Here is a 12006-nt window from a genome sequence, read left to right on the forward strand (position 1 = left end):
TTATCCTTCCGGGTTCTGGCGGTTTCGCTCGGGCTTGGAATATTTGTCCTGCCCGCGGCGTTAGCCCATAGCGACGGGCCGTTCCGGCACCGGTTCCAGCGGCGTGCTGGTCACGGCTTAGGCCGTGGATGGTCACAATAGAGGCGTTTTGCTCATCCACATGTATCGTGCTATATGCCAAAGGGCGAAGCGCCCCGCCGGGGACGCCTGCCTGGACCCCTCCGACCCGGCTCGTGATGATCTTACCCAACGGCCGGCCATGTCCCTGACCGACGCGCCCACTCTGGCGGCTTCCGCCAACCCTCCCCGCAACACCGCGCCCAGCCCAGGCGACGCCGCTTCCGCTCCGAAGCCGTCGCGCTCCGCCCGCACGAAGCGGGGGCGCCTGTCGGTGGTGATCCCCTTCTACAACGAAGGCCCCAACATCGCGGCGCTGTTCGAGCGGCTGGTGCCCGTTCTCGACCGGCTGGACGCGGAATGGGAGGTGGTCTGCGTCAACGACGGCAGCCGCGACGACACGCTCGACCGCCTGCTGGACGTCCATGACGCCGACCCGCGGGTCAAGGTGGTCGACCTGTCGCGCAACTTCGGCAAGGAGCTGGCGCTGTCGGCCGGGCTGCGCCACACCACCGGCGACGCCGTGGTGCCGATGGACGCCGACCTCCAGCACCCGCCGGAGCTGCTGCCGCAGTTTCTCGCCAAATGGCGCGAGGGTTATGACGTCGTCGTCGCCGTGCGCCACGCGCGGGTGGGGCAGAGCCTGAAGCACCGGATGTTCGCCCGCGCCTTCTACTGGATCTTCGACAACCTGTCGGAGGTCAAGCTGCCGCGCGAGGTCGGCGACTTCCGGCTGATGGACCGGCGGGTGGTCGACGTCATCAACCGCATGCCGGAACGCACGCGCTTCATGAAGGGCATCTTCGCCTGGGTCGGCTTCCGTCAGGCCAGCATCCCCTACCAGCAGGGGGAACGCGCCGGCGGCGAGACCAAGTGGGGCTTCCTGAAGCTGCTCAGCCTGTCCTTCGACGGGCTGACCGCCTTCTCCACCTTCCCGCTGCGGGTGTGGAGCCTGGTGGGCGTGGCGATCTCCGGCTTCGCCTTCGTCTATATCCTGCTGCGCCTGCTGCGCACCCTGATCTACGGTATCGACGTACCCGGCTATGAATCGCTGCTGGCCGCGGTGCTGTTCATGGGCGGCATCCAGCTCGTCACGCTGGGGGTCCTCGGCGACTATCTCGGCCGCGTGTTCAACGAGGTGAAGGGGCGCCCCCTCTACATCGTCCGGTCCGCGCACGGCTTCGAGGACGAATCCGCGGCTCTGACAGCCAATCTGGGGGCCAATCCGGGCGCCTACCGCCGGCCCGGAAGCGAGGACCGCCTTTCATGAGTCTGATGCCGCCGATCGGCTTGAATCCCCTGGGGACGACGCCCGCCGCGGGCCTGCTCTCCCAGCGCCGTACCGGCGCCCTGTGGGACGACATGGCGCGCGCGCTTCTGCTGTGCCTGATCATCCTCGCCGCGCTGACCTTCCGGAACTACGGGATCAGCACCGACGAGGAGGTGCAGCACATCTACGGCAAGAAGCTGCTGTCCTTCTACCTGTCCGGCTTCACCGACCGGTCGGCCTTCCATTTCAAGGACCTGTACCTGTATGGCGGGCTGTTCGACCTGGTGACCGCGCTGCTGGTCCCGATCTCGCCGTTCGAGGAGTACGAGACGCGCCACCTGCTCTGCGCGCTGGTCGGGGTGCTGGGCATCGCCGGCTGCTGGCGCTACGCGCGGCTGCTGGCCGGGCCGCGGGCGGGGTTCCTGGCGGCGGCCCTGCTGGCGCTGTCCGGCGTCTATTACGGCGCCATGTTCAACAACACCAAGGACGTGCCCTTCGCCGCGGGCATGGTGTGGACGCTCTATTTCGCCACCCGCATCATCGGCCAGATGCCGGCCCCGCGCCGCAGCGCCGTGCTGAAGTTCGGGCTGGCGCTGGGCCTGACCCTGTCGATCCGGGTTGGCGCGGTCCTGGCCGGCTTCTACCTCGCGGTGGCGCTGGCGCTCTATGTGGTGCTGGTGGCGTGGCAGGGCGGGCTGCGGCCGGCGCTGGGCGTCGTGCGGCGGGCCGTGCCGCCGCTGCTGCCGGCCATTCCGCTGGCCTATGCGGTGATGGCGCTGTTCTGGCCCTGGGCGGTGCAGAAGCCGCTGAACCCGCTGGAGGCGCTGCGGGTCGTCTCGCACTTTCCCATCGACATCCAGACGCTGTTCATGGGGCAGATGGTCAGCTCCGCCGCCCCGCCGGCGCTCTACCTGCCGGTCTATCTGGGGGTGAAGCTGCCGGAGGCGGTGCTGCTGGGCACCCTGGCCGCGCTGGCGCTGGCCGTCCTGTGGGCGGTGCGCGGCGGCTGGCGGAGCGTGGACGGCGCCTTCGGGACGGTCCGCTGGGTGCCGCTGGCGCTGGCGGCCTTCCTGCCGGTGATCCTGTTCATGCTGATGCGCCCGTCCGTCTACAACGGCATCCGCCATTTCCTGTTCGTGGCGCCGCCGATGGCGGTGCTGGCCGGCATCGCCTTCGACCGGCTGTGGTGCGGGGCCGAGGCGCTGGGCCGGCGTACGGGGCAGGCGTACGGGGCTGCGGCCATCGCGGTGGCCGTTCTGTACGCGTGGCAGCTCGGCGCCATGCACCCGAACCAGTATGTCTACTACAACCAGTTCACCGGCGGGTTGAAGGGCGCCGAGGGCCGGTTCGAGCTGGATTACTGGGGCAACTCCCAGCACGAGGCGCTGGCCGAGCTGATCGCGCTGGTGGAACGCGAGAATGGCGGCAAGGCGCCGCCGCGCCAGTACACCCTGTCGGTCTGCGGCAACACGCTGGCCGTGCGCTTCGAGCTGCCGCCCTGGCTGAAGCTGGTCAACGGCACCGGGCTGGACTGGCGCAAGGCGGATTTCTTTATGGCCTTCACCCAGGTGAAGCAGTGCCCCAGCCTGCTGGGCGGCCAGCCGATCATCGAGGTCGCCGCCGACGACGTCCCCCTGACCATCGTGAAGGACCGCCGCGCTCCGCTGGCGGAAATCCCGACCGAGTAGACCTTCCCTCACCGGTCTAATCCGCCCGGCGCGGCCTGCTCCGTTGGCGTGATGTCCGTCCGCGGGCGTACCGGCGGGCGGACCCGCTTCCCACTCTTCCCTCAGCGCGCCCATTCCGCGCGCCGATGACGGAGGCTGGGAATGCGGGGGCCGGTGCTCGGTGTCGTGTCGTTTCTTGCGCTCACCGTCTGGGCGACGGCGCCGGCCCCTGCGGACGCGGTGCCCCCGGACCGTCTTCGGGAGGCGGTGACGGCGTTGGCCGACCGCCGTCTCGAGGAGGCGGGAGCGGGCAGCATCGTGGTCGGGGTGATCCGCGACGGGCGCAGCCTCGTCGTCGGGCGCGGCGACAGCGGGCGGCCCGACGGCGGCCCGCCGGACGGGCGCACCCTGTTCCAGATCGCCTCGCTGACCAAGCCCTTCACCGGCACCATCCTGGCGGAGTTGATCCGCGCCGGGCGCGTCGCTCCCACCGACCCACTGGCCCGCCATCTGCCCAAGCCGGTCCACGCGCCCGACTTCGACGGCACGCCGATCCGCCTGCTCGACCTCGCCACCCACACGGCGGGGCTGCCCAACGTGCCGGAGACGCCGCGCTTCTCCTGGAGCCGGCTGGAGGACCCGCGCAACCCCTACAAGCCGCTGACGCGGGAGGAGGTGGGGGCGTGGCTGTCCGGCTTCAGCCTGACGGTGCCGCCCGGCACGCGCTTCCGCTACTCCAACGTCGGCATGGCGGTGCTGGGGGAGGCGCTGTCCGCCGCGTCGGGCATTCCCTACGAGACGCTGCTGAAGCGGGTGGTCACCGACCGCTTCGGGATGACCGACACCACCCTGGCGCCCAACGCCGGGCAGCGCGCCCGCAAGGCGGTGGGCCACGCCCGTGGGCAGGTGGTCCCCGACTGGGAGGCGCCGGCCATGCAGCCTTCCTTTGGCCTCTATTCCACCGCCGACGACCTGCTGCGCTGGCTGCGCGCCAACATGGGCGACTGCACCGGCCTGGGAAAGGCCGCCTGCGACAGTGAGACCGCCGCGACGCTGGCGCTCGCTCAGTCGGTGCAGGTGGACGGGCGGGCGTTGCGCGATCCGGGGGCGCTGGGGCAGGGGGCGATGGCGCTGGGTTGGTTCGTCGCCTGGGCGGCCGATGGCACGCCGATCCTCTGGCATTCCGGCTCCACCGGCGGCTTCAACGCCTACATCGCCTTTTCACGCGCCCACCGCTGGGCCGCGGTGGCGCTGACCAACAGCGACCCCGAGCGCATCGCCGCCGACCGGGTGGTGGGCGATCTGATCTGGCAGCTGGAGAGGGCGGCGGAGCGCCGCTGAACGCGCGGGGAGGAAGAGGGGCCGCGGTCAGTGCAGCAGGCCGCCGGGCGGCAGACGGTCGGGAGGCGTCAGGATCTGCGAGGCGGGCTCGGCGACCGGTCCGGCCTGATGGTGGGCCAGCCGCCATTCGCCGTCCTCGCGCGCGAACAGGTTGGTCGCGGCCAGGACGGCATCCCCGACGATCTCCTCGCAGAGGACAACGGCGGTGTCGCCGTACAGGCTGACGCGTTCGTTGCGCGCCTGCACCGCCGGGCCGCGGGGGGACCGCAGAACGTCCTGCCAGCTCGACACCACCGCCTCCCGGCCGAACAGGATGGTCCAGCCGGGATGGATGCAGGACACGGGCAGGCGGGAGGCCCACAGCCGGTCCATGGCGGGGAAGTCACGCCCGGTGAAGGCTTGGTAGAAAGCCCGGTTCGCGGCCAGCACGGCGTTGCGGTCGGTCATGGGGAAGCGAATCTCCGATACATCGAAAGCCGCTTCTATACAGGGAGCCGGCTCGACGGCAAGCATGGGCCCCCGTTATCACAGACCGCACCCCTTTTGCGGACCGAACCGAGCCACCTCACGCCGTGATGTCCACCTTCTGGGACGCTTCCGCCGCGGCGCCGCCCTTGGCGCTGCTGCCCTCGGTCAGGCCGGCGATGGGCTGCGACAGGTCGAGGTTCAGGTGCATCACGCCATCGGCGCTCTTGGTCGGGGTCAGGGCGCCGAGGCCGTTCATCCCGCCCTTCGCGGCCATGCCGTTCAGCTTCTCCAGGACGCCCTTGATCTCATCGTCGCTGAAGCCGTTGGCACGGACGATCATGCCGGTGGCCTTGCCGGACACCTTGGTCGTTGCGGCGGAGAACATGGCGCTGCCCGAGCCGTCCGCGTTCAGCGTGGCCGCCAGCCCACGGTCCTCGCGGGTGAAGTCCAGGGTGGACTTGGCGAAGGAGATGCGGACCGACTTGTCGCCGTCCTGGATGGTCAGCTCCATGCCACGGGACTCGATGGACCACTGCGAGCGGGCTTCCTCCATGCTCATGCCCATCTGGCTGAAGTCCATGGACTTCAGCTTGTCCTTCATGGCGCTGCCGAAATCGCCGACGGCACCCTTCACGTCGTCGTCCGACATGCCCAGCCCGCCGAGCAGGCTGCCGAGGTCGCCGGCCATGTTGTCGATGGCCTTCTCGAACAGGCCGGCGAGGCCCTTGGACTGCTCCAGGGCGTTGCTCATGATCCGCTCGGCTTCCTTGGCCCGGTCGGCCATGGCCTGGGCGCCGGTTTTGCCGCCGCCGGCCGCGTCGCCCGCAGCACCGGCGTTCGCGCCGTCGGCACCCGCCGCGGGCTTCTTGCCCGACAGGCTGTCGAGCAGGTTTTCCATCGACTGGCTGATCGTATAGGCCGGGCTGGCGCTTTTCGCGGGAGTCGCGGCGTCGGCGGTGGTGGTCGTGGCGGCGGCCTTGGCACCGTCCGCGGCCTTGCTCTCGGTTGCCTTCTTGGCGTTGTTCGCCTGTTGCAGGACCGTGCTGGTGGTTCCTGTCGGTCCGGACATTTCCGAGTAATACATCGCCGCCTCCCGCGCGTGATCGTTTCGCCGTAAGGGTATGATCGTACCGGAGTCCTTTACCACAGGTTAATTCGTCGCAGGGCTCCTGCAACGCCCGGTCGAAACTCTTCAGTCTCGAAGGATTTTATCAGTTTTTGCTTGCGGAGTCCTCGATGGGCGCAAGGGGCTGGGTGGCCGGACCGTTCAGAACCGTCCCGTCCACGGCGAAGCGGGAGCCGTGGCAGGGGCAGTCCCAGCTCCGCTCGCCGGGATTCCAGCGCACCACGCATTTCAAATGAGGGCAGATGGCCGAGCGGCGGTGCAGCGTCCCCGACTCGTCCCGGAAGACGGCGACGGGCCAGACGCCCGATTTCAGGACCGCGCCCTGGCCGGGCTCAATGCGCTCTTCCCCCTCCAGTTCCGGCCCCTGGACGTAGGGCAGGAAATGGCGGGCCACGTCCAGGTTCTCCCGCAGGTAGGTGCCGAGCTTGCTCGTCATCTTGCGGCCGGGATCATAGAGCGCGGCCCAGGGGCTGCCGCTGCCGTGAATCAGCTCGCACAGGACCAGCCCGGCGATGGTGCCGTGGGTCATGCCCATGCCGCTGTCGCCGGTCGCCACGAAGACCCGCCCGCCATAGGCCGGGTCGGGGCCGATGAAGGCCAGCCCGTCGAAGGGCTCCATCACCTGCCCGGACCAGCGGTGCTCGACCGCCCCGGCCTGGGGAAAATGCTCGCGCGTCCAGGCCTCCAGTGCGGCCCAGCGTTCGGCCATGTCGCGGGCCTCGCCGGTCTTGTGGTCCTCGCCGCCGACGATCAGCCGGTCGTGGTCGGCCTCCGGCTGGAGCCGCACATAGTGATAGGTGTCGAGCGTGTCCCAATAGAGGGCGTCGGGCACGCTGCCCTTCGGCACCCGCAGGGAGATGGCGTAGGTGCGGTAGGGCGCCTGCTTGGAATGGATGGCGAAACGGTCGCTGATCGGGGAGTTGGTGGCGACGACCACCGCATCGGCCTCGACCAGCGCGTGGTCCGGCCCGGCCTCGACGCGCACGCGCTCCCCGTCCTGCCGGACCGTGGAGACATGCGCTCCGGTGGCCAGCGCGCCGCCGCGCGCCAGGAAGGCGCGGGTCAGCCCGGCCAGATAGTCGAGCGCGTGGATGCGCGCCTGCCGGGGGAAGCGCAGGCAGGGGCCGGGATGCGGAATGGGCGGGGCGTCCAACCGCTCCACATCGTCCAGTCCGGCGCGGCGGGCGGCGTCGCGCTCGCGGTCCAGGCTGGCTGGGTCCTGCCCCGGCGCCAGCATGAGATAGCCGTCGAGCCGGGCGAAGCCGCAGTCGATGTTTTCCTCGCGGGCGATCCGCTCGATGGTGTCGATGGCGGCGCCGTGGCTGTCCGCGGCCATGCAGGCGCCGGATTCGCTGTGCAGCCGTTCGATCTCGGTGAAGCGGTCGTCGATGACGTTGGAGAGATGCGCCGTGGTGCGCCCGGTCTCGCCGCCGCCGGGTGGCCCGTCGTCCAGCAGCAGCACCGACTTGCCGGAGCGCTGGAGCAGATAGGCCGTGGTGACTCCGGCGATGCCGGCCCCGACGACGATCACATCGGGTTGCAGGGCGCCCAGCCCCGCGGCGGTGGGGGCGACCGTCCCGGCGGGCATCGCCGCTCCGCCGCGGTCCATCCAGACGGAGGTCGTCGCACCGGAACTTTGCCGGGATCCTTGCATGACCGGTCATCCTTCTGTTGGCGTCCTGTCCTTCCGGCAACACAGGGTGCGGTGATGCGGTTCCTGTGCGGCCGTGCGCCGCTTCCGCCCCCGGCCTCCGGCTGTTACGGTGTCTCGGATCCGCCGCTTCACCGGACGACGCCGCCATGACCGACCACCTTTCCATCGCGCTGGCCCAGATCAACCCGACCGTCGGCGCCGTCACCGCCAACATCGACCGCATCCGCAACGCGCGGGCGGAGGCCGCCGCGCGCGGCGCCGATCTGATGGTCTGCCCGGAACTGGCGGTGACCGGCTACCCGCCGGAGGATCTGGTGCTGAAGCCCTTCTTTCTGGACGTGGTGGAGCAGGCGGTGCGTGAACTCGCCGCCGAGACGGCGGACGGCGGCCCGGCCCTGCTGGTCGGCGCGCCCTGGCGCGACGGCGACAAACGCCACAACGCCGCCCTGCTGCTCGACGGCGGGCGGATCGCGGCGATCCGCTTCAAGGTGGACCTCCCGAACTACGGCGTCTTCGACGAGAAGCGCGTCTTCGTCCCCGGCCCGCTGCCCGGCCCGATCAACGTCCGCGGCGTGCGGCTGGGCGTTCCGATCTGCGAGGACATGTGGTCCACCGACGTGATCGAGACGCTGGCGGAAAGCGGGGCAGAGATCCTGGTGGTCCCCAACGGCAGCCCGTTCGAGCTGGGCAAGCACGACCAGCGCGTGCAGCTCGCCGTTCGGCGGGTCACCGAGTCCGGCCTGCCGCTGCTCTACGTGAATCAGGTGGGCGGGCAGGACGAGCTGGTCTTCGACGGCGCCAGCTTCGCGCTGGGCGCCGATTGCCGGCTGGTCGCGCAGGCCCCGGCCTTCGCCGAACATCTGCTGATCACCCGCTGGGAGCGCGGCGAAGACGATGTCTGGAGCTGTGCCGAAACGGAATGCGTGGCCCCGCCGGACGAGCTGGAGGCGATCTACGCGGCGCTGGTGCTGGGCTTGCGCGACTATGTGACCAAGAACCGCTTTCCCGGAGTCATCCTCGGTCTGTCCGGCGGCATCGATTCGGCGCTGTCGGCGGCCATCGCGGTGGACGCGCTGGGCGCCGGGCGGGTGCATGGCGTGATGATGCCATCGCCCCACACCGCTCAGGAGAGCCAGGACGACGCCGCGGAGTCGGCGGAACTGCTCGGTTGCCGACTGGACACCGTCCCCATCGTGCCGGCGATGGAGGCGTTCGAGCGGATGCTGCGGCCGGCCTTCGCGGGGCGCGATCCGGACGTCACGGAGGAGAACATCCAGGCCCGGTCCCGCGGCGTGACGCTGATGGCGCTGTCGAACAAGTTCGGCCCGATGGTGCTGTCCACCGGCAACAAGTCGGAGATGTCGGTCGGCTACGCCACGCTCTACGGCGATCTGTGCGGCGGCTTCGCTGTTCTGAAGGACGTCTACAAGACGACGGTCTACGCGCTGGCGCGCTGGCGCAACGCGCATGTGCCGGAGGGGGCGCTCGGCCCGGCGGGCCGTGTCGTGCCGGAGCGGGTGCTCGTCAAGGCGCCGACCGCGGAGCTGAGCCCCGGCCAGACCGACCAGGACACGCTGCCGCCCTACGACGCGCTGGACGACATCCTGCGCTGTCTGATCGAAGAGGATCTGGGCGTCGCGGAGATCGTCGCCCGCGGCCACGCGCCGGAGGTGGTGAACGCGGTCTGGCGCATGCTGCATCTGGCCGAATACAAGCGCCGCCAGGCGCCTCCCGGCCCGAAGATCACCCGGCGGCAGTTCAGCCGCGAGCGGCGCTACCCGATCACCAACGGGTTCGGCAGCATCCTGTGAGGGCGGTGGCACCCGCCCCAGGGTCCTCCTACTCTCCGCCGGTCTTCCGCGCCAGGAAGCCCTGCGCCGGGTTGTAGCCGTAGACCGCGCCGCCCAGGAACACCGCCAGCGCCAGCAGCGTCCAGCCCAGCGCCGGCAGGTTCACCTCCCGATACAGCGCGAAGCGGATCAGCTCGACCGCCTGGCTGAAGGGGTTGACGGTGCACAGAAAGTGCAGAAGCTCCCCCGCCTCCTGCATCTTCCACAGCGGATAGAGCGCGGTGGACAGGAAGAAGGTCGGGAAGATGACGAAGTTCATCACGCCCGCGAAATTTTCCAGCTGCCGGATGGCCGAGGACAGCAACATGCCCAGTGCGCCCAGCATCAGCCCGCTGACCACCAGGGCCGGCAGAACCGTGAGGTAGCCGAGCGGCGGCGCCTGCACCCCGTAGAGCCAGGCGACGGCGAGGAAGGCATAAACCTGGAGGATCGACACCGCCGTCCCGGCCAGCAGCTTCGCCGTCAGCAGGAACCAGCGGGGCAGAGGGCTGACCAGCAGCATCCGCATGCTGCCCATCTCGCGGTCGTAGACCATCGACAGCGAGCTTTGCATCCCGTTGAACAGCTGAACCATCCCGGCGAGGCCGGGGACGATGTAAACCTCGTAGGGGATGTAGGTCTCGTAGGGCGGGGTGATGGCGATGCCCAGCGCCGCGCGGAAGCCCGCCGCGAAGACGAACAGCCAGAGCAGTGGGCGGACCAGCGCCGACAGGAAGCGCTCCCGCTGGTGGACGAAGCGCAGCACCTCGCGCCCGACGATCCCGCCGAGCGCGCGGGCGTAATGAGCAAAAGCCGTCACGCCGCCTCCTTCGCGGTCAGCCGGGTGAAGCTCTCGGTCAGCGAGTCCGCCCCGGTCGCGCGGTTCACCTCCGTCACCGGCCCGGCGGCGCGGACCCGGCCGCGGTGGATCACCACCACTCGGTCGCCGTCGCCGATCTCGTCGATCAGGTGGGTTGCCCAGAGCACGGCGATGCCGCGCTCCCGGCACAGCGCGTGGACATGCTCGACGATGGCGCGCCGCGCCGGGACGTCCAGCCCGACGGTCGGCTCGTCCAGCACCAGCAGGGCCGGCTCGTGCAGCAGGGCGCGGGCCAGCTCCACGCGGCGGCGGTGGCCGCCGTTCAGCGCCCGAACCGTCTCGCCGATGCGCTCCGCAATGCCCAGCCGCTCCAGCGACTCGCGCGCCCGCGCCTCGGCGGTGCGGCGGGGGATGCCGTGCAGGGCCGCGAAATAGAGCAGGTTCTGCCGCACCGTCAGGTCGAGGTCGAGCGTCGGCTGCTGGAACACCACCCCCATGCGGCCCAGCGCCCTGGCCGGCTCCCGCCGCAGATCGACGCCGCCGATGCGGATGGTGCCGCCCGGCGATTCGAACAGGCGGGTGACCAGGGCGAACAGCGTCGTCTTGCCCGCCCCGTTGGGGCCGAGTAGGGCGGTGAAGGACCCCGCCCCGACCGCCAGCGACACGTCCTTCAGCGCGAAGGCCCCGCGCCCGTAAGCGTAGCTCAGCCCCTCGATGGACAGCGCGGGCGTTCCCATCCCATCAGCCCTTCACCGCGACGCCCCAGGGGTAGCGCCCGACCTTGATCGACTTGACGACCTTCAGGCTGTCCACGTCGACCACCGACACGTCGCCCGACACGCCGTTGGTGGCGTAGAGCCGCTTCTGGTCGGGCGACAGGTCGAGTTGCCAGACGCGGCGGCCGACCAGCAGATAGTCCTTCACCGCGAAGGTCTGGGCGTCCACCACCGCGACATGGTTGGCCGGGCCGAGCGCCACGAAGGCGTAGCGCCCGTCGTCGGTCAGCTTGATGCCCACCGGCTGGATGCGGTCCTGGGGCACGCCCTTGATCTTGAAGCGGATGGTCTGCGCCACCTTGCGGTTGGCCGTGTCGATCACCGACAGGGTGCCGCCGATCTCCGCCGACACCCACAGGCGGCCGCCGTCCTTGCTGAACTGGGCGTAGCGCGGGCGGGAGTCGACCAGCGTGTTGTCGACGACGGCGCGCTTCTCCGTGTCGATCCAATGGACCATGTTCGTTGTCTCCGACGTGTTCACCGCCCATTTGCCGTCGGGGCTGACCGCCATGCCTTCCGGCTCGACCCCGACATCGACCTGATAGGCGACCCGGCGGTTGGGCACGTCCACGATGGTGACGACGTTGCTCTCCTCGTTGGCGATGAACAGCTGCCTGCCGTCGGGATGCAGGGCGAACAGCTCCGGATCCTCGCCCGAGGGCAGGTTGTGCAGGATCTTCTTCGTCGCGAGGTCCATCACCTGCACCGTGTCGTCGTCGCTGGCGCAGATGTAGAGATGCTTGCCGTCCGCGCTCAGCGTGATGCCGCGGGGGCGCCGCCCGACCTTCACCGTCTCCGTCACCGTCAGGGTCGCGCCGTCGATGATGGAGAGGGTGTTGTCCTTCTCGTTCGAGACATAGACGGTCTCCGCCAGGGCGGGCAGGGTGCCGCCGGCCAGCAGCGCGGCGAGGAGAAGGGAGCGGGCGGTGGTCATCTGG

10 protein-coding genes are annotated in these 12006 nt (G+C 70.0%); 4 read left to right on the plus strand and 6 right to left on the minus strand.

Translation table 11 applies throughout. From position 1 onward, the window contains the following. Window positions 1-259: 259 nt before the first annotated feature. The 3 genes from H0B54_RS02310 (at window position 260) to H0B54_RS02320 (ending at window position 4395) form a co-directional block, all read left to right on the plus strand. Window positions 260-1387: a glycosyltransferase family 2 protein gene (locus H0B54_RS02310; protein ID WP_188259064.1), complete on the plus strand. Its 1128-nt coding sequence runs from the start codon at window positions 260-262 to the stop codon at window positions 1385-1387. Continuing rightward, window positions 1384-3075: a glycosyltransferase family 39 protein gene (locus H0B54_RS02315; RefSeq protein ID WP_188259065.1), complete on the plus strand. Its 1692-nt coding sequence runs from the start codon at window positions 1384-1386 to the stop codon at window positions 3073-3075. The genes H0B54_RS02310 and H0B54_RS02315 overlap by 4 nt, the downstream gene beginning before the upstream one ends. A gap of 141 nt (window positions 3076-3216) precedes the next feature. Continuing rightward, window positions 3217-4395, plus strand: a complete 1179-nt coding sequence (locus H0B54_RS02320) for a serine hydrolase domain-containing protein (RefSeq protein ID WP_188259066.1) — start codon at window positions 3217-3219, stop codon at window positions 4393-4395. A gap of 27 nt (window positions 4396-4422) precedes the next feature. On the opposite strand, the gene H0B54_RS02325 is transcribed toward H0B54_RS02320, so the two are convergent. From H0B54_RS02325 to H0B54_RS02335, 3 genes are all read right to left on the minus strand, one after another. Beyond that, window positions 4423-4842, minus strand: coding sequence for a nuclear transport factor 2 family protein (locus H0B54_RS02325; protein WP_188259067.1), 420 nt, complete (start codon window positions 4840-4842; stop codon window positions 4423-4425). A 118-nt stretch (window positions 4843-4960) separates the two neighbouring features. Then, window positions 4961-5947, minus strand: a complete 987-nt coding sequence (locus H0B54_RS02330; protein ID WP_188259068.1) for a hypothetical protein — start codon at window positions 5945-5947, stop codon at window positions 4961-4963. A 127-nt stretch (window positions 5948-6074) separates the two neighbouring features. Continuing rightward, entirely contained in the window at window positions 6075-7643 is a 1569-nt protein-coding gene (locus tag H0B54_RS02335) for an FAD-dependent oxidoreductase (protein ID WP_211109117.1), read from the minus strand. A gap of 146 nt (window positions 7644-7789) precedes the next feature. On the opposite strand from H0B54_RS02335, the gene H0B54_RS02340 reads away from it, so the two are divergent. After that, window positions 7790-9454 carry an NAD+ synthase gene (locus tag H0B54_RS02340; RefSeq protein WP_188259069.1) on the plus strand — a complete coding sequence of 555 codons (1665 nt, stop codon included), beginning with the start codon at window positions 7790-7792 and terminating at the stop codon, window positions 9452-9454. A gap of 28 nt (window positions 9455-9482) precedes the next feature. On the opposite strand, the gene H0B54_RS02345 is transcribed toward H0B54_RS02340, so the two are convergent. The 3 genes from H0B54_RS02345 to H0B54_RS02355 are packed head-to-tail and all read right to left on the minus strand — an operon-like array spanning window position 9483 to window position 12002. Next, window positions 9483-10292 (minus strand): ABC transporter permease, encoded by an 810-nt coding sequence (locus tag H0B54_RS02345; protein ID WP_188259070.1) that lies wholly within the window; start codon window positions 10290-10292, stop codon window positions 9483-9485. Then, window positions 10289-11029, minus strand: coding sequence for an ABC transporter ATP-binding protein (locus tag H0B54_RS02350; RefSeq protein ID WP_188259071.1), 741 nt, complete (start codon window positions 11027-11029; stop codon window positions 10289-10291). The genes H0B54_RS02345 and H0B54_RS02350 overlap by 4 nt, the downstream gene beginning before the upstream one ends. Before the next feature lie 4 nt (window positions 11030-11033). Continuing rightward, a complete protein-coding gene (locus tag H0B54_RS02355) occupies window positions 11034-12002 on the minus strand; it encodes a PQQ-dependent catabolism-associated beta-propeller protein (RefSeq protein WP_188259072.1) in 969 nt (322 codons plus the stop codon). Window positions 12003-12006: the final 4 nt, after the last annotated feature.

This window comes from Azospirillum tabaci (genome assembly GCF_014596085.1).
GTDB classification, from domain to species: Bacteria; Pseudomonadota; Alphaproteobacteria; order Azospirillales; family Azospirillaceae; genus Azospirillum; species Azospirillum tabaci.